Here is a 26,523-nt window from a genome sequence, read left to right as displayed (position 1 = left end):
AGAACACTCTGCGCACACTCCGATATGCCGGAGTTGTCAAGGGTTCCTCCTTCGGGAGGAACCCTTGACGCGTTTAAACCTGCGGCCGCTGCCGGAAATGGCGAAGACCCGGATGGGGGCATACCCTTTCCATAGATCATCCGAAGTCCCTTCATCCGTTGACGGGTCTGGCCCCGCCGACGGACCGCAGGCGAAGAGGAAAACGTCTATGCGCACTCTCGTTCTGAATGCCGGGTATGAGCCGTTGGCTGTAGTGAGCTTCCGGCGGGCGCTGGTGCTGGTCTTGGCAGGAAAAGCAAGCGTTGTTGCAGAAGACGGCGAACCTGTGGTTGGGCCCACGGAAATCCTTCCTCGACCATCAGTGATCCTGCTGCACCGTTATGTGAAAGTTCCGTATCGGGAAGGCACCGTTGCCACCCGGCGCGGAGTCCTGCGCCGTGATGGTCACCAATGTGCCTACTGCGGCAAGGCTGCGTCCACCGTGGACCACGTCCTTCCCCGGGCCAGGGGCGGGGCGGACAGTTGGGAAAACCTGGTTGCATGCTGCCTGCGGTGCAACAATGCAAAAGGCGACAGGACCCTCACCCAGCTGGGATGGCAGCTTAGGTTCCGGCCCCAGCCGCCGCGGGGAGCACGCTGGCAAATTCGCGAATTGGAACGGCCGGCACCGCAATGGAATCAGTTCCTCGATGCCGGCACAGCAGCCTGATGGAGCCCAATACCTGGGGGTTGGGCCATTTGGTCGGACACAATGCCATTATTCTTGCCGGCGGGAGATCCTCCCGGCTCGGCGGAACACCGAAAGCTCTGCTGGAGTCTTCCGGCCGCACGCTTCTGGCAGTTGCGCTGGAGGCTGCGTCCGGGGCACGCAGCTGCGCCGTAGCGGGGCCGCCGGAGCTGTCCGCTGCCGTGGAGGCATCCGGTGTTCCTGCGCAATTGGTCCGGGAGGACCCGCCGTTCTCGGGCCCGGCAGCCGCCGTAGCCGCAGCATGGACTGCGCTGGCGTCAGGGGATGAATTCACGGGGACAACCCCGCCCGAATGGACGCTGGTCCTTGCCTGCGACATGCCGTTCATCTCCGCGGCAGTAACGGCGCTCCTCCTTGAAGCCGGCAACTCGGCAGACGACAGTCATCAAGGGAGCCGGCAGCCCCAATCCCTCCTCTGCGTTGACGAATCCGGAAGATCCCAGCCGTTGGCCGGACTGTATCGAACGGCTGCCCTGGGCGCCGCCGTCAGCTTCTTCGACAGGCCTGGCGGACTGGAAAACCTTTCAATGAAGCGGCTCCTTGCTAGGGTGCAATGGAGGAACGTTGCGGTGCCGCCCCACAGCACAGCGGATATTGACACCTGGGAGGACGCGGGCCGCTGGTCAGTGAAACCCGGAACCGCCGGGGACCCGGATGCGCCCGCGGCGTTGAACTAGCGTGCAGATATGCGCCGATAAAGGAGCAGGAAATGGCAAGCCAGGAAGAGGAACTCGAAGCGTGGTGCGGCAGACTGCTCACCTCCTTGGAGCTTGAAGACACCACAGTGGACGTTGGCGCAGTGTTGCAGCTGGCCTCCGTTGCAGCGCACACGGTAGTCCGCCCGGCTGCTCCGCTGACCACCTTCATTGCGGGATTCGCGGCAGGCCTGGCGGCCGGGAGCGGCCAGGCCGACGACGCCGCCGCCATGGGCGCAGCGATGCGCGTGGCTGCCCGAGAATGCAAAAACTACGGTGAAACCGGAGATACTGATGACCACTGACAACTCAACGCCCGTCATACTTCCGCTGCAGCCGAACGCAGCGTGGGAGCATGCCCGTAGCTCCGCATACTCCGCAGGGCGGCCGCTTCCCTATGAAACAGTCCCGCTGGCCGAGGCCCTGGGGCAGATCCTCGCGCTGGATACAACGGCGCTGCAACCGGTTCCCCACTATGCTTCCTCCGCGATGGACGGCTGGGCTGTATCCGGTCCGCCGCCCTGGCAGCTGGTGACCCATGAAGAACCCCGGGCGGAGCGCTGGCAGATCCACAAGGAATCAGGGCGCCGCCCGCTGCAGCCCGGACAAGCCGTGGCCATCCTCACCGGCGGGATGATTCCTGCCGGTGCAAGCAGTGTGCTTCGCTCCGAAAGCGGTGTTGTCTCCGGCGATGACAAGCTCACCCTCAGCTCCAGCGCCCGAGGAGGGGAACCCAGCGTCGGCGAGCACATCCGGCCGGCGGGGGAAGAGGCGGCGGCCGGTGAAGTCACCATTACACGCGGCACCGTGCTCAATCCGGCACACATTGCCCTGGCAGCTGTGTGCGGGCATGACACCTTGCCGGTGCTGCGCCCTCCCCGCGTGTCCCTCCTGCTGACCGGCGATGAAGTCATTGAGTACGGGCTTCCGGAAGCCGGCCAGGTTCGGGATACTTTCGGCCCCCAGCTGCCCCAGCTGGTGACCATGCTGGGCGGCCGCATGGATGTGGTGAGGCGTCTCTCGGACCGTTATGAAGACGTGGTGGCGGCATTGAGCTCCGACGCCACGGACGAGATGTCCATCGCGATGTCCTCCGGAGACGTGCTGATCACCACCGGAGGTACCGGCCGGTCTGAGGCCGACCACCTGCGCCAGGCGCTGGAGGACATGCAGGCTGAGATGCTGATCGACGGCATCGCCATGCGCCCCGGACACCCCACCATGCTGGCACGCCTTCCCGACGGACGTTTGCTTGTGGCGCTTCCCGGCAATCCGCTGGCTGCCATGATGGCGGTCTTCACCGTCCTCCAGCCGCTTTTGGACGGGCTCCGCGGCGCTCCGCTCCCGCCCGAACGACATGTGCTCGCCGGAGTGGATATCGAGCCGCTGCCGGGACGGACGCGGCTTATTCCGTGCCGGATCGAGAACGGCAGGGCGGTGCCGTCGCCGTACTTCCGATCGGGAATGCTTCGCGGGATCGCGGACGCTGATGCGGTGATGGTGGTCCCCGAGGCAGGGTGCACCACTGACGAGGCCGTTACCGCGCTGCCGCTGCCCTGGACGGTAGAGCAGCCTCCGGCACGTTAGGGCAGGTGCGGCACACCGGACGGGCAGCCGCCACGGTGGAAGAGCAGGCAGTGGTTGCACAAACCGGTTGCTAAAAGCGGGTGTGTCTAAGGAGAGAGTATGGGACGGGTTACCAGGCGCGGTCAGATTACGAAATTCCGGACGGACGGAACAGTTACCAAACGCGAGGACGTACTGGCCGGCGAAGAGCCGCTGGAGATCAGGGTGGGCGGCCGGTCGTTCACCGTGACGATGAGGACGCCGGGCGACGATTTCGACCTCGTTGCAGGGTTCCTGGTTTCAGAAGGCATCATCTGGGAACCGGGACAGCTGGTCAGCCTGCGCTACTGTGCCGGCGTCGACGACTCCGGGCAGCAGACCTTCAACGTGGTGGATGTGCAGTTGAGGCCCGGCACCGCCCTGCCGGACACCACGATGGAGCGCCACGTCTACACCTCAAGTTCGTGCGGTATCTGCGGCACCGCCTCCATAGAAGCGGTTCGCAAGTCGTCCCATTTTTCGGTGGGCGACGACGACGTCCGGGTGCCGCTGCGGATCCTGGCCGGGCTGCCGGAACAGCTCCGGCAGAAACAGAAGGTCTTTGACCGCACCGGTGGCGTGCACGCCGCCGGATTGTTCACCGTCCAAGGTGAGCTGTTGTGCCTGCGTGAAGATGTTGGGCGCCACAACGCCGTCGACAAGGTGGTTGGCTGGGCCCTGCGTGCCGGGATGCTGCCGCTGCGGGGGACCGTGCTGCAGGTTTCCGGCCGGGCATCCTTTGAGCTGGTGCAGAAGGCGCAGCTGGCCGGGATTCCGGTGCTGGCGGCGGTGAGTGCGCCGTCGTCGTTGTCGGTGGAACTGGCCCAGGACGCCGGAATGACCGTGGTTGGTTTCAGCCGCGGAACGTCCTTGAACTGCTATTCGTATCCGGAACGGATCCTGGCCTGAGAAAGACCGGTCAGCAGGCGGGGATCTGGACCGTGACCGTAGTGCCGCGGCCCAGGGTCGAATCGATGTCCAGCTCCCCGCCGTGCTGGAGCACGATGTCCTGAACGATAGCCAGGCCAAGGCCGGTGCCGGGGATGGCAGCCGAGGTGGCGTTGGAGGCCCGGAAAAAGCGCCGAAACAGCTTGGGCAGGTCCGCTTCCGGGATGCCGATGCCGTTGTCCACAATTTGAACCCTGATCTGGAGTCCGGCGTCCGTGGCCACCATTTTGCTGCACACGTTAACAGTCCCGCCGGGAAGGGTGAACTTCACGGCATTCGACAACAGGTTCGTAAAGACCTGTTCCAGCTGGGCTTTGTCCCCCCGCACCACATGCGCAGCCGGCAGCAGCCCGAGTTGCAGCGTAATCCCGCTGGCAGCGGCAGCGGGTGCAAGGGAAGCGGCCACGGTATCCAGCAGTTCACCGAGGTCCAGGTCCTCCAGCGCCAGAGCTGCATGGGCATCCGTGCGCGAAATGGTGAGCAGATCGGAAATGAGCTGATCCAGCCGGGCGGCATTGCGCCCAACTATTTCCAGCATCTGCCTGGTTTTCGGCGGAATGTCTTCTCCGGAGCCCTCCAGGATTAGCTCAAGGTAGCCGGTAATCGAGGTTAGCGGGGTCCGCAGCTCGTGATTCACTGTGGCAACGAAGTCAGTCTTGGCCCGATCGAGTTCCCGCAGCCGTGCCAACACTTCACGCTGGGCCGTAATGACGTGCCCCTGCACCAGTCCGTGAGCCAGATTCCCGCATACGTGCTGGATGAGGGAAAGTTCTGTCCGGCTCCACCTCCTGGGTCCGGTGGTGCCGGCAATCCAAACATAGCCAAGCACCTGATCCCCGTGGCCCAGCGGAGCGAAGACCGATGTCCGCACAGCGGCAGGCACGCGGGCCGGGAACATGCCGCTCTCGGGATCGTCGGAGCAGAGGTGGTCCTCAATCCGAAGAACAGCTTCACGATCCCATAACGAGGAACTGAGGATTGAGGTTTCGGCCAGGGGAAGCGGCGGAAGGCCGGCTGTTCCGCTGGTCATGCTCCAGGACGCTGCCACCTCGGGAACACGCTCGTCCTGGAACGTCTCAATCCTCACGTGGCAGGCGCCAAACGCCTCGCCAAGACCTTGAACGGCAAGGGCAGCCATCTGCTGGGGGTCATTGGTTCCCCGCAGCGCGGCGGACACAGCCCGGGCTTTGTCCCGGAGACGGGCCGCGGCGACCTTGCGGCGGCGGGTGGCCCGGGTGCCTGCCAGAATAAGGGCCACGCGGTTGGCCAGATCCGTGCTTTGGACGCTGCCGGCTACAAAGTGGGTGATGCTCAGCTGGACCATTGTTTCAATGTTCAGCTCTTCATCGCCGGCCAGCAGGATGACCGGCAGCGAGGCCACGGAGGGTTCCTGCCGCAGCCGGCTAAGGTGTTCAGGCCCTGTTGCCGCCAGCATTTCCGCGTCGACAACTGCCAGCACCACATCGCGTTCAAGGATGGCGCTGACGACTTCGTGCTCAGACTCCACGTACACCGGAACGAGGCCCGCTGCCAGCAGGACGGCCTCCGCTGAGTCCCGGAGATCAGCGCTGCGGACGCCCACTACCGCGCACTGTTCACCGGCATCACCGGATGTTTCCGGCAGCGGTAGGAGAGCCGTGGGCATGGATGCCTTTCGTTGTGTGCCGAGCTCCCAGGAGGACCCGGCGAAAGGAATCCTACCAGCGCGCACACTTATTGGTGTGTCTGCCGTCACTGCGGGGTTGGTTCCATCGTGCCCCGGTTTGGAGATGCTGTCCGGGACATCGGACCCGGCATCCGGTGTCAGTGCCGAGGCTTAAGCTGGAGAGGGTCAACAACATAAGGACAGATCATGAGCATGGAAAGCGCGGCCTGGAGTTCTCTTCATAAAATCTCCACCGCCAAGGGCAGCACCAACAAGATCTCCAAGGAGACCCTCAAGCGGATAGTCACGTTTGCTTCTCCCTACAAGAAGCAACTGGTCGGCTTCATCCTGCTGTCCACCCTTGGTGCCTTTCTGGCAGTTGCCACGCCGGTGCTGGCAGGAGAAGTTGTCAATGCCATCGTGGCGCGCTCGGCAACGGGCGTGGTCATCCAATTGGCGGTGCTCATCGGGGCAGTGGCAGTGGCGGATGCTGCGGTGTCCCTGGCTACCCGCTGGTTCTCGTCGCGGATCGGTGAGCAGGTCATCCTGGACCTAAGGACCGCCGTCTTTGATCATGTGCAGAAAATGCCGATCGCCTTCTTCACCCGCACCCGGACAGGTGCCTTGGTCAGCCGGCTGAACAATGACGTCATTGGAGCCCAGCAGGCCTTCAGCGGAACCCTCTCCGGCGTCGTCAGCAATGTCGTGGCCCTGGTCCTGACTCTGATCGTCATGCTCAACACCTCCTGGCAGGTGACCGTCCTGGCGATGCTGCTGTTGCCGGTGTTCCTGATCCCCGCCCGCCGCATGGGCGGAAAACTTGCTTCGCTGCGCCGTGAGGCGGCAAACCACAACGCGTCCATGGGCACGCAGATGACCGAGCGGTTCTCGGCACCCGGTGCCACGCTGGTGAAGCTGTTCGGCCGGCCGGAGCAGGAATCCACCGAGTTCTCGGTACGGGCAGCCCGGGTGCGGGACATTGGCGTGAAAATGGCCATGATGCAGGCAGTTTTCGTCACTGCTCTGACCCTGGTTTCCGCCCTGGCTCTGGCGCTGGTCTATGGGCTGGGCGGCTACTTTGCCCTGACCGGGCGGCTGGACACAGGCGATGTGGTGACGCTTGCACTCCTGCTGACCCGGCTTTACGCACCGCTGACGTCGCTGGCCAATGCCCGGGTGGAGATCATGAGCGCGGTGGTGAGTTTCGAGCGCGTTTTCGAAATCCTCGACCTCAAGCCGCTGATTCGTGAGAAGGAGAACCCGGTTCCGGTTCCGGAGGGTCCGCTGGCTGTGGAGTTCGACGACGTCCGGTTCGCCTATCCGACGGCGGACAAAGTGTCGCTGGCCTCGCTGGAGGATGTTGCGGTACTGGATTCCCGCGGCGGCGAAGAAGTGCTGCACGGTATTTCGTTCCGGGTGGAGCCGGGCCAGACGGTTGCCCTGGTGGGCACTTCCGGTGCCGGCAAATCCACCATTGCCCAGCTGCTCTCCCGGCTGTACGACGTCGATTCCGGAGCCGTGCGCTTTTCCGGCACCGATGTGCGGGACGTCAGCTTCGCTTCCATTCGGCAGGCGCTGGGAATGGTCACCCAGGACGGGCACCTGTTCCATGAAAGCATCCGCTCCAACCTGCTCCTGGCCAACCCGGAAGCCAGCGAGGAACAGGTGTGGGATGCGTTGCGGCGCGCCCGCCTCGAGGACCTGATCCGCTCCCTTCCCGACGGCCTGGACACCATGGTGGGGGAGCGCGGCTACCGGCTGTCGGGAGGAGAGCGCCAGCGGATGACGATCGCCCGGCTGTTGCTGGCCCAGCCCCGGATCGTCATTTTGGACGAAGCGACTGCGGCTTTGGACTCCACATCCGAGGCCGCCGTGCAGGCTGCCCTCGGGGAAGCGCTGGAAGGCCGCACCGCCGTCGTCATTGCGCACCGGTTGTCCACCATTCGCAACGCGGACAAGATTCTGGTGATCGAGGGAGGCCTCATCGCGGAGCAGGGCACCCACACTGAGCTGTTGGCGCTGGGGGGACGCTATGCGGAACTTCACGGCACGCAGTTCGCGGTGGAAACAACGCCTGCCGCGGATGCGGACGCCGTGTCGGCGGGGAAGCGCCCGACGGCATCCTGAGGATATGCCCGGGCAGAAGTGTCCTGGCAGAGAAAGTTCCCGGGCATAGAAAGTGCCCGGGCATAGAAAGTGCCCCCGGCCGGAATCGAACCGACGACCTGCCCTTTAGGAGAGGGCCGCTCTATCCTACTGAGCTACGAGGGCGGACTGCCGGACTGGCCGGCAGGCGGTTATCAGCTTACCTGTTTCCGCGGCGGTGTTGTTGCAGGCATTACGGTCCGTGTTGTTCGGCGGGCTCTGTTGCCGCCGGCGGAACAGGATCGGCCAACGCGGCCTGATGAGCAGCATAGGCAGAGCGCATGTCTTCCATGAACCGGTGGACAGTTGCCAATTCCTCCGTGGTGTACCGGTTCATGACCTCGTCGGTGAGCGCTCCAAGCGGCCCGAAGTACGCCCCCGCGAGCTGCATCGCCAGCGGTTCAAAATGAAGGGTTACTTTCCGGCGATCCGAATGGTCCCGGTTGCGGTGGACGTGTCCGATCCGTTCCAGCCGGTCTATCACCGCAGTGGTGGCTCCTGTGGAAGTGCCCAGCTTGGCGCTTAGCCGGCCGGCCGTCAAAGCTTCATGCTTCAGCTCAGCCTCCATGATGAGGGTCAATGCCCGCATATCGGTGTTATTGAGTCCGTGCCGGTGCGCGAAAGTATCCGCCACGCGCTGCCCGTCAAGGCCCATGCCGCGGATGGCGTTGATGATGTTGCGCCGCAGATCCTTTTCTTCCACGGTCCTACTGTAACTCCACATTGAAGTATCTCTATAAGTGAGATACTTTTTGCTGGAGACAATTTTTAGTGCACCAGGAGCGAGCATGTACGCAGGGATAGTGAAGTCGGCCAAAGCGGCCTGGATTACGCTGCTGCTGAGCCTTGCGGTCGTCATTGGCCTCTTTGCTTTGCCGGCGCAGGAGAACGAGGCCTCCACAGTCGGAGGCCTCAGCGACAAATACCAAACCACGCAGGTCAACGAACTCCTCGAAGAGTTTCCCGATGCCCAGACATCCACCGCACTGATCGTGGTGTCCCGGGAGGACGGCGGCGAACTGACCGACGCCGATCAGGCTGCAATCGCAGACATTAATGCAGCTGCAACCGAGCTGGGAGCCGTTGGCCCTCCTCCGCAGGTGCCGCCGATCGTGTCGGAAAACAAGCTGGTGGGCCTGGTTCCGGTCACCCTGAAAGCGGCCGCGGACGACGGCGACGCTGTTGCCGCCGAGGTGGAAAGCCTCCGCGGAAGCATTTCGGATGCTGCCCCCGAAGGCATCAAGGCTGAACTGACCGGCGGGGCGGCGTTCACTGCTGACCTGGCCGGTGTTTTCTCCGGAGCAAACTTCATTCTGCTGACCGTTACGGCCGGCGTCGTTGCGCTGCTGCTGCTCATCACCTACCGGTCACCGTGGCTTTGGCTGGTTCCCCTGGCCGTGGTGGCCACCATCGAACAGGCTGCCCTGAAGGTGGTGGACCTGCTGGCGCCGGTAGTGGGAATCGACGTTGATCCGTCCGCAGTGGGCATCACCAGTGTGCTGGTCTTTGGTGCTGCCACCAACTACGCCCTGCTGCTGATCGCCCGGTACCGCGAAGAACTGCGCATCCACGAGTCCAAGTACCAGGCCATGGGCAAAGCGCTCACCCGCACCCGGGAAGCGATTATCGCTTCCGGCGGCACGGTTATCCTGGCCCTGCTGGTGCTGCTCTTCACCGATACCCTGAGCTACCGCGGCCTGGGCTTCTCCGCGGCCACCGGCATTGTGCTGGCCATCCTCAGCGCCCTGTTCATCCTGCCCGCAGCCCTGGTGCTGCTCGGCCGGAAGCTCTTCTGGCCATTCGTGCCCAAGGTCGGCGACGCAGCCCGTGAAGGCAAATTCTGGGGCAAGCTCGGAGAGGCCACGGCCCGTGCCCCCAAGCGCATCGCCGGCACCGCCGTCGTCGTTCTGCTGGCGGCCGGCGCACTCCTGTTCAACGTCCAGATCGGCCTCAGCGAGAACGAACAGTTCACCGAGAAGCCGCAGGCCGTCACCGCAGCCGAAACCCTTGCCGAAGGCTTCCCCGCCGGCTCCACCTCGCCGGTTACTGTCCTGGTGAATACCGATTCCGCGGAAGCCGCGGCGGAAGAACTCGCCGCTGTTGAAGGCGTGTCCAGCGCCGACGTGGTCTCCGAAAACAACGGCGTGAGCCGCATCGACGTTGTAGATCAGTACGAGCCCGGCACTGCCGAGGCCAACGCCTTCATTGAAGACCTGCGCAACGATCTGGCGGAAACCCCAGAATATGAGGCGCTGGTGGGCGGTGAAGCCGCCGAACGCGTGGACCAGCTCGCAGCGAACCAGCACGACCTGACGCTGGTGGTCACCTCGGTGATCATCCTGGTGTTCCTCGTTCTGCTGGTCCTGCTGCGCAGCATCGTGGCTCCGGTTCTTTTGGTGGCCTCAGTGCTCCTGACGTTCGTTGCCAGCACCGGCCTCAGCTGGGTCCTGTTCGTGAACGTGCTGGGCTTCCCGGCCCTGGACACGCTCACGCTGCTGTACTCGTTCATCTTCCTTGTGGCACTGGGTGTGGACTACAACATCTTCCTGACCACCAGGGCCCGAGAGAACGCCATGACCATGGGCACCAAGCAGGGCATGCTCAGCGCCCTTCGCTCCACCGGCGGCGTGATCACCAGTGCCGGCATCCTGCTCGCTGCCGTCTTCGCTGTCCTTGGCGTGCTGCCGCTGGTCACCCTGACCCAGGTGGGTATCACCGTGGCGATCGGCGTCCTGCTCGACACATTGGTGGTGCGCACGGTCATTGTTCCGGCACTGACCTTCATCCTCGGCGACAAGTTCTGGTGGCCGTCCAACCCGGCGGCTAAGGCCGGCACGGGGGGCCGGCACGAGGCACCTGTCTCGGGTGATGATTCGGGATCGAAGTCCCTGCCTGCACCCGCCGGCGCGCATCGGGCAAACACCCGCTGACGGTTCACCCATAAGAAACAGAAAAGTGCCTGTCCGGATTATCCGGACAGGCACTTTTCTGCTTGGAGTCGGTCGTGAGCGCCTAGGCTTTCGTCGAAGCCTGGCTGTCCGCCGAGCGGGGACGGCGTTTGCTGAACACGGCAACCAGCGATGCCAGCAGGCTCAGGGCAAACAGTATCCAGCGTGCAATCGTCAGGGCGCTGGCCAGGGTGGCATCGGCGCTGGTCAGGGTGTCCGCGCCAAGAGCCGCGTCAATGGCAACGTTTTCCCACAGATCCACAATGACAAAGAGGATGGGGGCAGCCCACAGAATCCAGCGTTTGACCCGTCCGCGGGCATTCAGCCCGATGATCAGCAGCCAGGTGAAGCCAAAGATCAGGGGAAAGATGGTTCCGGCCGTCTTGTGCACATAACTGAGCTGGCCGAGGGCATCGGCGTCCATGACCGAGCGCAGGTCCGCCAGATACTCCAGGCTGTAGCCGCCCACCAGCGAATCGGGCATGGCCATGCCACCGGAGAGCTGCGTCATCTGATCCAGCACCAGCAGGTGCAGGTAGAAGAACATGAACAAAGTGGTGGCAACCGCCGCCACCAGGATCAGATTGGCGTTGGACTTGGCCTGCTGCCCGGAGGGCGGAGTGGCCATATTCGCTGTATGCGGCGGGGCGACTGCATTCTCGCCGTGCTTGGCGGCCCGCTGTGCCGGAGTTTTTCCCATGCTTAACAGTATGGCCGCAGTGCGCAGCGGCCGTGCTGAAAACCTGCACCGCCACTGAGTCCTCTGAACCTCGAATTTGTACCGGTCAGATAGCATTGGCAGGTTGTCAACGCCGCTGGAGGCCATGTTGGGAAATTACCGGGCTGCCGACAGCCTATGGATCGGCAAGCCGTTTGATGCACGGAATAACAGCCTGAACCTGATTCGGCTGGTCTTTGCCGTTGCTGTTCTCGTGCACCATGCCTGGCCGCTTTCGGGGACTGAAAACTCGCCGTCCTTCGCGGGGGATACGCTGGGCGGCTGGGCCGTTGCAGGTTTCTTCGTCATCAGCGGGTACCTCATCACGCACAGCCGCTTCACTCACAGCCTGGGCGATTACCTCGTGCACCGCATCGCGCGCATTGTGCCCGCTTTCATCGTCTGCCTGATTGTGGTGGCGGCGGTCTTTGCGCCCATCGGCTATGCGAAGGCGAACGGCACCCTGGACGGCTTCTTCGGCACCGGAACCACACCCTTCAACTACGTATTCACCAATCTGGGACTGCGCATGAACGCGTACGACGTCGCCGGAACCCCTGCCGCGGTGCCCTACGCCGGCGTGTGGAACGGCTCATTGTGGAGCATCTACTTTGAGTTCTGCTGCTACATCATCGTGGCCTTTATCGGTCTGTTTGCCCTGGTGCGCAAGTCTCCGTGGCCCATCACTGTCCTGTTCGTCCTGAGCGTGGCGGCCAACGTCGCGATGACGCGCATTGCCCCGTACGCGCAGGGCAACTACGACTTCACGATGCTGATGCATCTGCTGCCGTTTTTCCTTGGCGGTTCCGTTGTCTACGTCTGGAAGCACCGGATCGGCATCCACTGGCTGCCGGCAGTGCTCTCGCTGGCCGCCGCTGCGGTCCTCACCGCTTTCTTTCCGACCTGGGGCGGCGGCGCCTCCGGGGCGTTCATCGCTTACGGGCTCCTGTGGATCTCGCTGTGGCTTCCTTCGCCGCAGCTGGTCAAGAAAAACGACGTGTCCTACGGCATCTACATTTATGCCTTCCCGGTCCAGCAGCTGCTGGCGCTGTACGGGCTGCATGAACGGGGGCTGCCCGCCTACATCATCATTGCGGGGGTCCTCACGTTCCTGCCGGCTATTTGCTCCTGGATCTGGCTGGAGCGGCCCATCATGCGCACGGTCCGCCGGGCCGGAAAAGCTGCGGCACCGCACGCTGCCGTCCCGCAGCCTTCCGCCGGACCCGCCGCGCCGCTCATGCCCGCCGCCACCGCGGACGGATTCCCGGAAAAACCCGCCGCCGCAGCCGCGCAAGCCTGAGCCGGCCAGCCGCCGGCAGCCGTTCCTTTGGTTAGGTGATGGCGCCCGATAGGCTGGCCGAATGAGTGTTCACGCGACGAACGAAGATTTCTCCCTGGCGGCTTCCCTGGTGCGCGATGCCGGGGCACTGGCCCTGCGCATGCGCTCGGAGGGGCTGACCGCAACCGCCAAGACCACCGTGTCCGACGTCGTCACCGCGGCGGACCATGCTGCTGAAAAGCTGGTGGTGGAGCGGATCCGCGAGCTCCGCCCCGATGACGGAATAGTGGGGGAGGAAGGTGCCAGTGTTACGGGCACCTCCGGCAGATCCTGGGTGATCGACCCCGTGGACGGGACCTATAACTTCTTTGCCGGATCCACGTACTGGTGTTCCGCGATTGCCCTGAAGGCGGACGAGCCGGAATCGCTGGACGGTGATCCTGACGTTCTGCTGGGAGCCATTTTCCAGCCGCAGGAAGACAGGTTGTGGCTCGGCGGCGAGGGACACCCCGCCACCCTCAACGGTGATCCGGTTCCGCCGCTGGGAGATGCATCCCTGGACCGGCTCAGCGCCGGAACCTACCTGCATCCCACCTGGCTGCTCCGCCCCGAAGTGGCCGGTCCCTGGACCGCTGCGGCCTCCCGGGCTGCCACCATCCGCATGCTCGGCTCGGGTTCCTGCGACCTCGGGGGAGTAGCGTCAGGCCGGCTGGGAGCCTGGTTCCAGCACAGCTGCCCGGAGTGGGACTGGCTGCCGGGCAAGGCCATTGTGCGGGCAGCCGGCGGAAGCACGGCCGTGGTTGAGGTGAACGGCTTCCGCTGGCACATCGCGGGTAGGGCGTCGGCGGTACGCGAAATTGAAGGCGCACTCATACGGGCCTGAGCGGGGCCGGCCAGGCGCGGCCCACCACGGCAAAAGACCAGCGCCGGAATGGTCGGCGCCAGCGCCTAGACTTAAGAACACCATGGACTATCTTTTTGATCCGTACTTTTCAGCCGCCAAGACCGACGCCGGCAAGCCAGGTTCCGCCGCCGCCGATTCCGCCGCGGAGTCTCCTTCGCGGAACGGGCGCGGCGACGTCGAACGCCCGCACACGCCGTCGCGTGTGGATGAAAAGCGGGCAGCGGACCTGCTGCAGGGCCTGAATCCGCAACAGGAAGAAGCCGTCAAACACGCGGGTTCACCGCTGCTGATCGTGGCCGGAGCCGGGTCAGGCAAGACGCGGGTGCTCAGTCATCGGATTGCTTATCTGATGGCCACCGGACGGTCCAACCCCGGCCAGATCCTGGCGATTACGTTCACCAACAAGGCCGCTGCGGAAATGCGCGAGCGCATCGAAACGCTGGTTGGCGGCGTCGCCAAGACCATGTGGATTTCCACGTTCCACTCCTCCTGCGTGCGCATCCTGCGCCGCGAGGCCAAATCGGTGGGGATGAACTCGAATTTTTCCATCTATGACTCAGCGGACTCGCTGCGGCTGATCACCCTGGTGGCGAAGGGCTTGGACCTGGATCCCAAGCGCTTCACACCCAAAATGATCATGCACAAGATCTCCGCCCTGAAGAATGAACTGATCGATGACGAGTCCTTTGCCGCCTCGGCCAACTACTCCGATCCGTTTGAGCAGGCAGTCGCCGACGTCTATAAGGGCTACACGGAGCGCATGCGGTCGGCCAATGCCATGGACTTTGACGATCTGATTGCGCAGACGGTCTACATGTTCCGTGCGTTCCCCGGCGTGGCCGAGTATTACCGCCGGCGGTTCCGCCACATTCTCGTGGACGAGTACCAGGACACCAACCATGCGCAGTACGCCTTGGTGCGGGAGCTCGTGGGTGTGCCCGGCGAGCACAACACGGTGGACATCCCGCCGGCCGAGCTCACCGTGGTGGGCGACTCGGACCAGTCCATTTATGCGTTCCGCGGAGCCGATGTGCGCAACATCGTCGACTTCGAGAAGGACTATCCAACAGCACGCACCATCCTGCTGGAACAGAACTACCGCTCCACGCAAACCATCCTGAACGCGGCCAACGCCGTCATTTCCCGCAACCCGAACCGTCCGGAAAAGCGCCTGTGGACGGCCGAGGGCAACGGCGAGAAGATTATTGGCTACGTCGGCGAAAACGAACACGAAGAAGCCAGGTTCATTGCCGAGGAAATTGACCGGCTGCAGGATGAAGAGGGTCTGCGCCCGGGGGACGTCGCGGTGTTCTACCGGACCAACGCACAGTCCCGCTCCCTGGAAGACGTCCTGGTGCGCGTGGGGCTGCCCTACAAGGTGGTCGGCGGCACCCGGTTCTACGAGCGCAAGGAAATCAAGGACGCGCTGGCCTACCTGCGGGTGCTGGTGAACTCCGATGATGTCGTGAACCTGCGCCGGATCCTGAACGAGCCCAAGCGCGGCATCGGCGACCGCGCCGAATATGCCGTAGCGGCCCTGGCCGAGCGGGAACGGATTTCGTTCATGGCAGCCCTGCGGCGGGCGGACGAGGCCCCCGGGCTGGCCACCCGGTCGCTCAATGCAGTCAACGGGTTCGTCAAGCTCATCGATGACCTGTCCGAGGTGGCGTCCGGCTCCGGTGCCGCGGCCGCCCTGGAAGCCGTGCTTGAACAGACGGGCTATCTGGCCCAGCTGCGTTCCTCTGCTGACCCGCAGGATGAATCGCGGGTGGAGAACCTCGCCGAACTGGTGGCAGTGGTCCGCGAATATGAGAAGGACAATCCCGAGGGCTCGCTGGGGGAGTTCCTGGAACAGGTCTCCCTGGTGGCGGACGCCGATTCCATTCCCGACGCGCCGGAGGGCACCGCCGAGGAAGTGGCAGCCGCCGTCGAGGAGTCCCGCCGCCAGGGCGTGGTAACACTGATGACGCTGCACACTGCCAAGGGGCTTGAATTCCCGGTGGTCTTCCTGACCGGCATGGAGCAGGGGCTCTTCCCGCACCAGCGTTCGGCCACCGACCCCGCGGAGCTCGCCGAAGAACGGCGGCTCGCTTACGTGGGCCTCACCCGTGCCCGAAAACGCCTCTACATTACCCGTTCAGAAGTGCGCAGCATGTGGGGACAAAGCCAGTACAACCCCGCCAGCCAGTTTGTCGGAGAGATCCCCGGGGAACTGATCGACTGGAAGCGCGAAGGGATGGAACGGCCCGCCTGGGGCGGGAGCTCCGGAGCCGGGTCCAGCCGGTACGGCGGCTCGCACTGGGGCGCCGGGGCGCCGTCGGGCTCCGGCACCGGCGGCAACATTTCCGCCGCACCCGTTGCGAAGGCAATTGGGCGGGTTCAGCCTCAGAAGGAAGTCATTTCAGTGGCACCGGGGGACAAGGTCAACCACACGTCCTTCGGGCACGGAACGGTGCTCGCGGTGGAGGGGTCCGGAGACAAGACCGTGGCCAAGGTGAAGTTTGACGTCGGAGAAAAGCGTCTGCTGTTGAGGTACGCCCCGCTGACCAAAGAGTCGTGAACGAAAAGTAATCTGCGACTCATACTCCACAGCCACGGTTTTCTACAAACCATAGAAGTGTGCGCTTCATCACTAAAGCGGTAGTCTATGGACGGCATTGAGTGCCGAGCGACTAAAGTTCCAGAGAGGCAGACAGGCTTTACGCATCTGCTTTTGCGATCATTTGATCGAATGTAAACCTACTTCGACGTAGAAGGACACTAGCCCGTGGACCTGTTTGAATATCAGGCGCGCGATCTGTTTGAGGCGCACGGTGTACCCGTGCTTGCCGGAATCGTGGCGCACACTCCTGAAGAAGCAAAAGCTGCAGCCGAGAAGATTGGCGGCGTAGTTGTCGTCAAAGCACAGGTCAAGGTCGGTGGCCGAGGCAAGGCCGGCGGCGTCAAGGTCGCCAAGACCGCTGACGAGGCGTTCCAGTACGCCTCCGACATCCTCGGAATGGACATCAAGGGCCATACCGTCAACACCGTGATGATCGCACAGGGTGCTGACATTGCTGAGGAGTTCTACTTCTCCGTTCTTCTGGACCGTGCCAACCGCAATTACCTGGCCATGTGCTCGGTTGAGGGCGGCATGGAAATCGAGGTCCTCGCCGTAGAGCGCCCCGACGCCCTGGCCCGCGTTGCCGTTGATCCCGCCGTGGGCATCGACCAGGCCAAGGCCGAAGAGATCGTCGACACCGCAGGTTTCGCCCCTGAACTGCGTGAAGGCGTTGTCAGCGCGATCCTGAAGCTCTGGGATGTCTTCGTCAAGGAAGACGCCACCCTGGTGGAGGTCAACCCGCTGGTTCGCACCGGCGCCGGTGACATCGTTGCCCTCGACGGCAAGGTTTCCCTGGACGAAAACGCAGACTTCCGCCAGCCCGGCCACGCCGCGCTGGAAGACAAGGATGCAGCGGATCCGCTCGAGGCCAAGGCCAAGGCCAATGACCTCAACTACGTCAAGCTCGACGGCCAGGTGGGCATCATCGGCAACGGCGCCGGTCTGGTTATGTCCACGCTCGACGTCGTCGCCTACGCCGGCGAGAAGCACGGCAACGTGAAGCCGGCCAACTTCCTGGACATCGGCGGCGGAGCTTCGGCTTCCGTCATGGCCGCCGGCCTGGACGTCATCCTGAATGACGAGCAGGTCAAGTCCGTGTTCGTGAACGTCTTCGGCGGCATCACCGCCTGTGACGCCGTCGCCAACGGCATCGTCAAGGCCCTGGAAATCCTGGGCGACGAGGCCAACAAGCCGCTGGTCGTCCGTCTGGACGGCAACAACGTCGAAGAAGGCCGCCGCATCCTCGCCGAGGCCAACCACCCGCTGGTCACCCTGGCCACCACCATGGACGAAGGCGCCGACAAGGCTGCCGAGCTCGCTTACGCCGCTCGCTGATCCAGAGCCTGTCGAACCTTTAGAAAGAGAATCCCCTTATGTCTATCTTTTTGAACAAGGACTCCAAGGTCATCGTTCAGGGCATCACCGGCGGCGAAGGAACCAAACACACCGCCCTGATGCTCAAGGCCGGAACCCAGGTTGTCGGCGGCGTTAACGCCCGCAAGGCCGGCACCACGGTCACCCACGGCGACGTGGAACTGCCCGTCTTCGGCACCGTCACCGAGGCCATGGACAAGACCAATGCAGACGTCTCCATCGTCTTCGTGCCGCCGGCCTTCACCAAGGACGCCGTCATGGAAGCGATCGACGCCGGCATCGGCCTCGTCGTCGTCATCACCGAAGGTGTTCCCGTCCAGGATTCCGCTGAGTTCTGGGCCCACGCCCAGTCCAAGGTGGATGCCGACGGCAACCAGGTCACCCGCATCATCGGCCCGAACTGCCCCGGCATCATTACCCCGGGCGAAGCACTGGTTGGCATCACCCCCAACAACATCACCTCCAAGGGCCCGATCGGCTTGGTCTCCAAGTCCGGCACCCTGACCTACCAGATGATGTACGAGCTGCGTGACCTGGGCTTCTCCACCGCCATCGGCATTGGCGGCGACCCCGTCATCGGCACCACGCACATCGATGCGCTGGCCGCATTCGAAGCTGACCCCGAAACCAAGGCCATCGTGATGATCGGCGAAATCGGCGGCGACGCAGAAGAGCGCGCTGCCGAGTTCATCAAGGCCAACGTCACCAAGCCCGTTGTGGGCTACGTGGCAGGCTTCACCGCTCCCGAAGGCAAGACCATGGGCCACGCAGGCGCCATCGTCTCCGGTTCCGCAGGAACCGCTCAGGCCAAGAAGGAAGCTCTTGAAGCTGCCGGCGTGAAGGTCGGCAAGACGCCGTCCGAGACCGCCACCCTGCTGCGCGAAGTTTACGCAGCGCTCTAACACGCACGCATCAACCCCCGTCCGCCGGAGTACTTTCCGGCGGGCGGGGGTTTTTGTGCGCTTGGCTATATCCAGAAAGAACGTGATGTCCACAACTCTTACCCCCGCAACCTCCGCCCGGCAGGGCCGAAACCGCCATCGCGGCGTGCTGGGGCGTGCCTCCTGGATTGCCACCCTTGGCGGCTTCCTGTTCGGCTATGACACCGGTGTCATCAACGGCGCGCTGCCCTTCATGACGGAGGACCTGGGCCTGACCCCGTTCACGGAAGGCCTGATTACTTCAAGCCTCCTTTTCGGAGCAGCCTTTGGTGCCCTGGCCGCAGGCCAGCTCGCTGACAGGTTCGGCCGCCGCCGGCTGTTGATGGCCTTGGCCGCAGTCTTCCTCGCCGGTGCCCTCGGTACAGCGGCTGCCCCCACCGTGGGCTTGATGGTGGTGGCCCGCGTGGTGCTGGGTCTGGCCGTGGGCGGTGCATCCGCCGTCGTGCCCATGTTCCTGTCCGAAATTGCTCCCGCTGACCGGCGCGGACAAATGGTGACGCGCGATCAGCTGATGATCGTCACCGGCCAGCTGGCCGCTTTCACGGTCAACGCCGGCATCGGCAACGCATGGGGCGGGGAGACCCACGTCTGGCGGTGGATGCTGGCCGTGGCCTCGGTGCCGGCAATCGCCCTGTGGATCGGCATGAAGTTTGTGCCGGAAAGCCCGCGCTGGCTCGCCGCGCAGGGACGCTACCCGCAGATGATGGCGGTGCTGCAGAAAATCCGCAGCACTGAAGACGCACAAACCGAATACGACGGCGTCCGCGCCCTGGGCGCCGGCGAAGACACCCGGCGCGGTTCCTTCAAGGACTTCGCTGAACCTTGGCTGTTCCGGGTGCTGCTGATCGGCATGGGCATGTCCGTGGTCCAGCAGATCACCGGCGTCAACGCGATCGTGTATTACGGGACGCAGATCCTCGCCGACGCCGGATTCGGCACCGAAGCCGCGCTCACCGCCAACATCGCCAACGGCGTCGTCTCCGTTGCCGCCGCGATCCTGGGCATCTGGCTGTTGGGCAGGGTGGGCCGCCGTCCCATGCTGATCACCGGCCTGATCGGCACCTCCACGACGCTGCTGCTGATCGGCGTCGCCTCCATCACGATGCCCGAGGGGACGGCCCGCGGCTTCGTGGTGTTGTCCCTGACGGTGTTGTTCCTGGCTTTCCAACAGGGTTCCATCTCTCCGGTGACCTGGCTGATGATCGCCGAAATCTTCCCCCTGCGGGTCCGCGGGCTGGGCATGGGATTGTCCGTTTTCGTGCAGTGGATGACGAACTTCGCCGTCGGCTTCTCCTTCCCCATGCTGATGGCCGGACTGGGAATATCCAACACCTTTTTCATTTTCGTGGCGCTGGGCATCTGCGCGATTCTGTTCGTGAAGCGCTTCATGCCGGAAACCCGGGGCCGAAGCCTGGAACAGGTGGAAGCACAGCTGCGCGGCATGTCCCCCGGGGAGCGGCGCCGCTAGCCCCGGGGGACATTCTTGGCCGGGCGCCTACGGGACCACAGGGTAGGCGCCAACCGTCGGCACCGTGACCGACGCCGTGAAGCTGGTCAGGGCCGTCGCCTTCGGAAGTGCGTAGACGGACGTTGCCGGCGTCACCTGCAGCACCAGCCGGCTGGCGGACGTTACGGTGTAGGACACCTCTTCCAAGGGCACTGTCACCGTGCGTTCCCTGCCGTCCAGGATGAGGGGAACCGGGGTGACCTGGTTACCCAGCACCAGCGACGCCCGTGCCTTGTCGATAATCTGCGCATACACATGGGTGTTCCCCTGGGGTGCGTATCCGCGGTAGGTCAGGGTCAGCTGCGGAGCTCCAAAGACCGACGTCGTCACCGCCGGCGTGCTGATGGGCACATTGACAGCCGACGGCGCCACGGCCGCCGCAACAACCGCGCCGCTGAGGGCAGCCGGCGTCAGCAGCAGCGGACCCTTGCCGGACCCGGTCAACGACCCGGTGGCTGCCGGGTAACCCGGAGCCGCGCGGGTCACCCCAAACTGGTCGATGAACTCGAACGCCGCTCCGGTATCCACCGGTGCATTCTGCAGATACTTGCCGAACCAGTTCAGCACCGCAGGGGTGATGCGGTCCGGTCCGGCCGTGGAGTTGCACAGACCGTGACCGCCGCAGAACTGCAGCATCTTGGTGGGGGTGCCGGCGCTGCTGATCAGTTCATAGTTGCGGGTGGCCTCGGAGAGCGTAAAGAGGGTATCCGCGGTGCCCTGGATGATCAGGGTCGGTGCCGTGATGGACGTGAACATCTCGTCCGGGGTGAGCGAGGCGAAGTACGCCACGGATTCGGAGCTGAGCCGGTTCGGATAGGTCAGGCCCTCCTTGCAGGCTTTGCGCACAGGCGCGGACAGTGCGCCCTGGTTGCCAACGAGCGAACCCAGCTGGCCCAGCGCGGTGCCTTCGGCGCAGAGCAACGCACCCCAGCCAGTCTTGAACGAGCCTTCTTTGTACAGGCTGGTGGTCAGGTCATTCCAGGCAATGGTGGGGGCGATGGCGTCTACGCGCGGATCCTGGGACGCCAGGACAAATTGGATGCCGCCGCCGTAGGAAGCACCTGCCATGCCAAGTACCGGATCCCCCGGGGCATCCAGGCGGGCCTCGGGCTGGGCCGCGATGTAATCCACGATGGCCTGGGCATCCCGGCCCTCGTACTGCGGGTTGTTGATGTAGGCCTCGCCGCCGCTGAGGCCGAAGCCGCGCGGGTCCCAGGTCACCACGTTGTATCCGGCATCGCGCAGGGGAGCGATGCCGATGGAACCGATGAGTGTGCTGGTGGGAGTGACGGGGAGGCGTCCGCCGGGAAGCCCGAACCCGGGCCCAACCATTACAGTGGGCGCCTGCTGGCCGGAGGTAAGGCCTGCGGCCGGAAAGAAGTTGGTGTGGATGGGAGTGCCGTCAAAACTCGTGATGACGACGTCGGTGCGGACGGCGGGTGCGGGTGCTGGAGCCGGTGCCGCCCAGACGGCGGGAGCTGCTGCCAGGGATGACCCCAGCAGTCCTGCAACTGCGGCCAGAATACCAAGATGCTTCCTCATAGGGACCTCATTGTCTCTGTGCGTGATTGTCTCAAAGCATGGCGTGGAACGAGTTACTCTTCGGTAACTTGTGGGGAGGCTATGCAGAGGATTGAGGTACCGCAAGGAAGACGGCCACATTGGGGCCAAATTGGGGGAATTAGCGGTTCCCGCTGCCGGGGAGTCTTCAGCCAGGTTCTGTCGTCAAGTACTCTTCCGCCTTCATGTGAGCGGTTGCCCCCAGCCGGGACAGCAGAGGCCCGCGCAGCATTCTCAAGAATGCTGCGCGGGCCTCGGCTTCGGCTAGCTAGCTGCGCGGGCGCAGCGGTCCGTCGTCGCCCGCTGGCGTTCCGGCCTGCGCTGAACGCGCGGGCACGGGGGCGGGAGTGGCGGCGTCGTGCGTGGTGGTGTCGTGCTCATGGGTGGACAGGTCGAAGGTCGATCCGCCATGCTCATCCACACCGGAGGCGATAGCCCGTTCAACCACTGACCTGGCCAGCCGGCGCCGCAGGGCCATCGGGTCGCGGGTCAGGTCCTTGGCGAGGGCAACGGTCATCAGCAGCATGACGAGCGCGAACGGCAGCGCCGCCACGATGGTGATCCGCTGCAGGGCAGCCAGCGCCGTTGACGGATCGGCGTCGTCTCCCGCCAGGAGCATGACCGCCGCCACCGCACCGGTCAGGACACCCCAGAAGATGACGACGCCGCGGGCCGGCTTGTCCGACCCGTTGGAACTCAGGGATGCCATCACAATGGATGCGGAGTCCGCACCGGTGACGAAGAAGATGCCCACCAGCACCATGGCCAGGATTCCGACGGCCGCAGCAATCAGGTTGGGCATGGGCAGCAGGGCAAACAGTTCGAAGAGGGCTGCGTCCGAGCCGGCAGCCGCCGTCAGGGCATCCGCCTCACCCGGAGCGGCAGTCTGGGACGTGCCGATGGCGGCGCCGCCGAAAATCGAGAACCAGAGGACGGTGACCACGAAAGGAACCAGCAGGACACCGCTGACAAATTGCCGGATTGTCCGCCCGCGGCTGATACGGGCAATGAACATGCCAACAAACGGCGTCCAGGAAAGCCACCAGGCCCAGTAGAAGATGGTCCATCCGGAGAGCCAGGCACGCATGGATTCGTCGCCGACGGCCTCAGTGCGCGACGCCATCTCGGCCATGTTGCCGGCGTAGTCGGCAATGGCGGAGGGAATCACGTTAAGGATGAACAGGGTGGGGCCGGCGATAAACACGACGATCGCCAGCAGCAGTGCAAGGCCCATGTTGATGTTGGAGAGCCACTGGATGCCCTTGGAGATCCCGGACATGGCTGAGCCTACGAAGCACGCCGTCAGGATCGCGACGATGCCAACCAGGATGGGGGCGCCGACGGTGTCGACCCAGCCGGTTGATTCCATGCCGCTGCCAATCTGCAGTGCACCCAGGCCAAGGGAGGCCGCGGTGCCGAAAAGAGTCGCGAAAATGGCAAAAACGTTCAGCATCTTGCCCAATGGACCGTCAACCCGTGCCCGGCCAAAGAGGGAGGTGAAGGTGGAGGAAATGAGCTGCTTGCGTCCAAGCCGGTAGCTGCCGTAAGCCATGGCGATGCCAACAATTGCGTACATGGCCCAGGGATGCAGTCCCCAATGGAACATTGAAGTGGCCATGGCGGTGCGCAGGGCTTCCGGGGTCTGTCCGTCAACGGTGCCGGGAGGAGGAGAAACGTAGTGGAACAGCGGTTCCGCAACGCCGTAGAACATCAGGCCGATGCCCATGCCTGCAGCGAACATCATGGAGATCCAGGACAGTGTCTTGAACTCCGGTTCCTCATCATCCTTGCCCAGCGGAATGTTGCCGAAACGGCCCAGGGCAAGCCACAGGACGTAAACCACGAAGAAGGACGCCAGCAGGACAAACAGCCAGCCGGTGTTGGCCATGACCCAGTCCAGTGCGGTCTGTGACGACGCGGCCAGCGAATCACCGCCCAAGAATCCCCACAGGATGAAGGCAATGGCCAGTGCACCGGTGATTCCGAAGAGGACCTTGTCCAGTTTGGCCGGTACGTCGGCCCGGCGGGCAGCTTCATGCGCCCGTTCGGTTTCCAGGAGCTGCTGGAGCAGTTCCTGGTCCGGATCAGCTTCTGCAATCAGGGCGTCTTCCCCCGGGATGGCGGGGGGAGTTTCAGTCGTGTTAGCCATAGGCCTTCCTAGATATTAACGGAAGAATGCCCGGTATTCGTGTGGATATTTCGGGCGGCTGGGATGAGGCAGCTGGTCCCGGAATCTGCAGGCATAAACTCTGCGGGCATGGCTTTTACCGGGTGATGAAAGCGACGCTGCCCCTCTTCTGCGTTTCTTCCGCACCTGATACGTAGTGATGCGTAGTCCTTCTTAGGCTTTCCCGGTTGTACATTCAAGTCAAATTACGCAGGAGCAAAAATTGCCCTAAAAAGGCTCACAACCGCGGACCTGTGCCGATTTCGGCCGGGGGCGGGTGTGGAAACACACACCACCTTTGTGATCGGGAGCTCAGCTAAATCAGAGGCAGGAACCCCGCCCGCTACAGTCCCCGCCGCTCGGCACCGTCGCTGCGCTCCAACCGTGCCAAGGCACGCATGCACTCATCTTCAGCGGCGCTCAGCTCCAGTGCCAATTGGTCCGCTCTGCTCTGCAGAAGGAGCGCGGGAAGACTGGGCGGAACGTTTCCGGCAGGCAAGGCCCCGGTTGGCGCCGGACAGTTGTTCTCCTTCTCCAGAAGCTCACCGGCTTCGGCCTGCAGCTCAAGGCGCTTCCGGCGGATTTCTTCGACAGCGCCCGCGAAGGCCCTCAGTGCCGAGGCGGCATGGGAGGCGGCTTGGAGCACTGCTTCCCCTGCGGTGCGGGGCAGGTCCATGCCGCCTCGGACCTGAAACTGTTCGGGGGCTTCATAGGCATCGGCCAAAAGCGACCACCTGGCATGCGCCCGCTGAAGGGAATCGTTGATGATGGAACCTCGGTGCAGGATGGCTGCGGCGCTTTCCTCAAGCTCCGAGGGGGCAGGCAAGCCCGCCGTAGCCGTCAGGTCGATCGAGGTGCTCATGTCAGTCCCCACTTTCGGCTGCCCGGGCCGGCATTGTATTCAGCCGGAGGTTCGGCGTCGGCGGGTATGGTCTGGCGGCCAATTAGCATCTGCGCGACGGGCAGCTCTGTACCCACTCGGGGAATCTCCAGCGGGACCAAGGGGTAGTAATACTCCGGAGGAGGCAGGAATCCCACGTCCGGCAGCCGATGCGGACAGGGGCAGCCCGGCATCGGCCAGAATCCCCAGAGCCAGGGAGACCTGTGTACGCCGGGCCCGTGGGGCCACCGGGGCAGCCCGGGGAACCACGGACGCATCCACCGTGGGGGGCCAAGCCACCACGGGGGACGCCGCCACCACGGCAGCTGCATCCACCAGTACGGGATTCTCAGCAGCGGGTTCGGCAGGACAGGAAGGGGCTTTTGCGGCCAAACGGGCTTCCAGGGCGGCGGTCCGGGCAGAGGCACAACAGCTCCGCGTTCCGGCTCCGGCTCTTTGCCCGGGCGCGGTGACGGCAAAGGCCGGGGCCGGGGCAAGGCAGGGGGAACCACCGAACCTCGATCCGGCTCGACACGCGGCCCGGCCTCCGGCACGGCCCCGGGAAGGACAGCGGGCAGCGTTTTCCCCGGGTTGCCGGAACCGGCAGCCGGCACAGCTGCTGCCGCTGCCTCGGCGCGCCTGCGCATCTCCTCATCGGCGGCGACGTACTCGGCAACCGCAGCCTTCACGGACTGAACGGCGCGGTCCGAGCTGACCAGTCCGGAGCGGAGGTCATGGAACAGCGTTTCGGCCGCAAAGGTAGTGAAAGCCCGTGCCACCGGGCTGACGCCGAGCGAGGCTGTGACCGCGTCCACCCCGCCCTGGAGATCTGTTTGTTGGGAGACCAGCGAAGCCAGCTCTGCTTCCGTGTCCTGCACGGCAGCCATGACCGCAGCGGTGTCAATGTTGTAGGCGGCCACGAGTTCCCCTTCCGATGCCCGGCGGCTGGCCGGTCAGCTCAATCTAACCGGTCCGGTTAGCCTCGGATACGCGAGCTTCCCGCCTGTGGAAAACCCCGGGAGCTAGTGGCCGAAGACGTCCGAATCGGTCACTGGAGCATCAGTTTCCAGTGTGTCCAGCGCTGTCATCTCCCGGTCATCGAGCTCAAAATCGAAGATGTCCAGATTCTGCGCCATCCGTTCCGGGTTGGCGGACTTGGGGATGGTCACGATGCCGGACTGGATATCCCAGCGCAGCACCACCTGTGCCGGTGTCTTGCCGTATTTGGCGGCGAGTGTGCCGAGCAGGGGATCCTCCAGCAGCCGGCTGCCCTTGCCCAGCGGACTCCATGCCTCGGTCACCGTCCCGAGCCTGGCATTGGCCTCCCGGACATCCCTGCGCGGACGGTAGGGGTCAAGCTGGATCTGGTTCACTTCCGAAACCAGACCGGCATCGGCCAGCGTCTGCAGATGGGCAGGCTTGAAGTTGGAGACGCCTACGGCTTTGGCCAGGCCTTCCTCCTGGACGGCCCGCATACCTCGGAAAGCGTCCACATAGGTGTCCTGTGCGGGATTGGGCCAGTGGATCAACAGCAAATCCACATAGTCCGTTCCCAGCCGTTGGATGGCCGCCTCCACTGCCCGGCGAACGCCGTCGAAACTGTGCCATTCCTTGTTGAACTTTGTGGTGATGAAAGCTTCTGCGCGGTCCAGGCCGCTGCGGCGCAGACCCTCGCCCACACCCCTCTCATTGCGGTAGTTCTCTGCGGTGTCAAAATGCCGGTAGCCCAGATTGATGGCGGTTTCCACGGCGCTCGCCGCCTGGCCATCGTCCAGGGGCCAGGTTCCCAGCCCGATCTGGGGGATGAGGGCGCCGCTGCGGAGCTGAAGGAGGGGCACAGAAGTATTCATGGGGGAA

Annotated in this window: 21 protein-coding genes and 1 tRNA gene; 13 read left to right on the top strand and 9 right to left on the bottom strand. The window is 64.0% G+C overall.

Translation table 11 applies throughout. The annotated features are described in order from the left end of the window. Nucleotides 1-208: 208 nt before the first annotated feature. The 5 genes from CXR03_RS17270 (at nt 209) to fdhD (ending at nt 3,957) form a co-directional block, all read left to right on the top strand. Nucleotides 209-709, top strand: coding sequence for an HNH endonuclease (locus tag CXR03_RS17270; protein ID WP_104056105.1), 501 nt, complete (start codon nt 209-211; stop codon nt 707-709). Then, nucleotides 709-1,425 carry a molybdenum cofactor guanylyltransferase gene (locus CXR03_RS17265; RefSeq protein WP_219816281.1) on the top strand — a complete coding sequence of 239 codons (717 nt, stop codon included), beginning with the start codon at nt 709-711 and terminating at the stop codon, nt 1,423-1,425. Before CXR03_RS17270 ends, CXR03_RS17265 begins: the two co-directional genes overlap by 1 nt. Nucleotides 1,426-1,457: 32 nt before the next feature. Then, on the top strand, nt 1,458-1,748 hold the full coding sequence (locus CXR03_RS18490) for a DUF6457 domain-containing protein (protein WP_219815636.1): 291 nt from the start codon (nt 1,458-1,460) through the stop codon (nt 1,746-1,748). Beyond that, nucleotides 1,738-3,030 carry a molybdopterin molybdotransferase MoeA gene (locus tag CXR03_RS17260; RefSeq protein WP_104104971.1) on the top strand — a complete coding sequence of 431 codons (1,293 nt, stop codon included), beginning with the start codon at nt 1,738-1,740 and terminating at the stop codon, nt 3,028-3,030. The genes CXR03_RS18490 and CXR03_RS17260 overlap by 11 nt, the downstream gene beginning before the upstream one ends. A 99-nt stretch (nt 3,031-3,129) precedes the next feature. After that, entirely contained in the window at nt 3,130-3,957 is an 828-nt protein-coding gene (gene fdhD / locus CXR03_RS17255; RefSeq protein WP_104104970.1) for a formate dehydrogenase accessory sulfurtransferase FdhD, read from the top strand. Between the two features lie 10 nt (nt 3,958-3,967). On the opposite strand, the gene CXR03_RS17250 is transcribed toward fdhD, so the two are convergent. After that, nucleotides 3,968-5,641, bottom strand: a complete 1,674-nt coding sequence (locus CXR03_RS17250) for an ATP-binding protein (protein ID WP_104104969.1) — start codon at nt 5,639-5,641, stop codon at nt 3,968-3,970. Between the two features lie 207 nt (nt 5,642-5,848). On the opposite strand from CXR03_RS17250, the gene CXR03_RS17245 reads away from it, so the two are divergent. Continuing rightward, nucleotides 5,849-7,768: an ABC transporter ATP-binding protein gene (locus tag CXR03_RS17245; protein WP_104104968.1), complete on the top strand. Its 1,920-nt coding sequence runs from the start codon at nt 5,849-5,851 to the stop codon at nt 7,766-7,768. A 70-nt stretch (nt 7,769-7,838) separates the two neighbouring features. Here CXR03_RS17245 and CXR03_RS17240 read toward each other — a convergent pair. Both CXR03_RS17240 and CXR03_RS17235 read right to left on the bottom strand, forming a co-directional pair. Further along, nucleotides 7,839-7,912 (bottom strand) — tRNA-Arg (locus CXR03_RS17240). A 67-nt stretch (nt 7,913-7,979) separates the two neighbouring features. Continuing rightward, nucleotides 7,980-8,489: a MarR family winged helix-turn-helix transcriptional regulator gene (locus CXR03_RS17235; protein ID WP_181034669.1), complete on the bottom strand. Its 510-nt coding sequence runs from the start codon at nt 8,487-8,489 to the stop codon at nt 7,980-7,982. 85 nt (nt 8,490-8,574) lie between these two features. On the opposite strand from CXR03_RS17235, the gene CXR03_RS17230 reads away from it, so the two are divergent. Further along, nucleotides 8,575-10,716, top strand: a complete 2,142-nt coding sequence (locus CXR03_RS17230; protein WP_104104967.1) for an MMPL family transporter — start codon at nt 8,575-8,577, stop codon at nt 10,714-10,716. Between the two features lie 82 nt (nt 10,717-10,798). Here the strand turns inward: CXR03_RS17230 and CXR03_RS17225 are convergent, their stop codons facing one another. Next, complete coding sequence (locus tag CXR03_RS17225) at nt 10,799-11,434, bottom strand: hypothetical protein (protein WP_104104966.1); 636 nt, start codon at nt 11,432-11,434, stop codon at nt 10,799-10,801. Between the two features lie 103 nt (nt 11,435-11,537). On the opposite strand from CXR03_RS17225, the gene CXR03_RS17220 reads away from it, so the two are divergent. From CXR03_RS17220 to CXR03_RS17195, 6 genes are all read left to right on the top strand, one after another. Next, entirely contained in the window at nt 11,538-12,752 is a 1,215-nt protein-coding gene (locus tag CXR03_RS17220; protein WP_146070548.1) for an acyltransferase, read from the top strand. Between the two features lie 61 nt (nt 12,753-12,813). After that, nucleotides 12,814-13,614 carry an inositol monophosphatase family protein gene (locus CXR03_RS17215; RefSeq protein WP_104104964.1) on the top strand — a complete coding sequence of 267 codons (801 nt, stop codon included), beginning with the start codon at nt 12,814-12,816 and terminating at the stop codon, nt 13,612-13,614. Nucleotides 13,615-13,696: 82 nt separating this feature from the next. Next, nucleotides 13,697-16,195, top strand: a complete 2,499-nt coding sequence (pcrA, locus tag CXR03_RS17210) for a DNA helicase PcrA (RefSeq protein ID WP_104104963.1) — start codon at nt 13,697-13,699, stop codon at nt 16,193-16,195. A gap of 207 nt (nt 16,196-16,402) precedes the next feature. Further along, nucleotides 16,403-17,572: an ADP-forming succinate--CoA ligase subunit beta gene (sucC, locus tag CXR03_RS17205; RefSeq protein WP_104104962.1), complete on the top strand. Its 1,170-nt coding sequence runs from the start codon at nt 16,403-16,405 to the stop codon at nt 17,570-17,572. A 38-nt stretch (nt 17,573-17,610) separates the two neighbouring features. Next, nucleotides 17,611-18,513 (top strand): succinate--CoA ligase subunit alpha, encoded by a 903-nt coding sequence (gene sucD, locus CXR03_RS17200; protein WP_104056130.1) that lies wholly within the window; start codon nt 17,611-17,613, stop codon nt 18,511-18,513. Nucleotides 18,514-18,598: 85 nt separating this feature from the next. Further along, nucleotides 18,599-20,020, top strand: coding sequence for a sugar porter family MFS transporter (locus CXR03_RS17195; protein WP_104104961.1), 1,422 nt, complete (start codon nt 18,599-18,601; stop codon nt 20,018-20,020). A gap of 27 nt (nt 20,021-20,047) precedes the next feature. Here the strand turns inward: CXR03_RS17195 and CXR03_RS17190 are convergent, their stop codons facing one another. The 5 genes from CXR03_RS17190 to CXR03_RS17170 form a co-directional block, all read right to left on the bottom strand. Beyond that, a complete protein-coding gene (locus CXR03_RS17190) occupies nt 20,048-21,601 on the bottom strand; it encodes an alpha/beta hydrolase (protein ID WP_104104960.1) in 1,554 nt (517 codons plus the stop codon). A 286-nt stretch (nt 21,602-21,887) separates the two neighbouring features. Next, nucleotides 21,888-23,768 (bottom strand): BCCT family transporter, encoded by a 1,881-nt coding sequence (locus CXR03_RS17185; protein WP_104104959.1) that lies wholly within the window; start codon nt 23,766-23,768, stop codon nt 21,888-21,890. Between the two features lie 361 nt (nt 23,769-24,129). Next, nucleotides 24,130-24,648: a hypothetical protein gene (locus CXR03_RS17180; RefSeq protein WP_104104958.1), complete on the bottom strand. Its 519-nt coding sequence runs from the start codon at nt 24,646-24,648 to the stop codon at nt 24,130-24,132. Further along, nucleotides 24,645-25,586: a DUF6507 family protein gene (locus CXR03_RS17175; RefSeq protein ID WP_104104957.1), complete on the bottom strand. Its 942-nt coding sequence runs from the start codon at nt 25,584-25,586 to the stop codon at nt 24,645-24,647. Before CXR03_RS17175 ends, CXR03_RS17180 begins: the two co-directional genes overlap by 4 nt. Before the next feature lie 102 nt (nt 25,587-25,688). Next, on the bottom strand, nt 25,689-26,516 hold the full coding sequence (locus CXR03_RS17170; RefSeq protein WP_104104956.1) for an aldo/keto reductase: 828 nt from the start codon (nt 26,514-26,516) through the stop codon (nt 25,689-25,691). Nucleotides 26,517-26,523 lie beyond the last annotated feature (7 nt).

The sequence above is a fragment of the Arthrobacter sp. 08Y14 genome, from assembly GCF_002929455.1.
Taxonomy (GTDB): domain Bacteria; phylum Actinomycetota; class Actinomycetes; order Actinomycetales; family Micrococcaceae; genus Arthrobacter_B; species Arthrobacter_B sunyaminii.
This window is presented reverse-complemented; position numbering and strand designations above follow the sequence as displayed.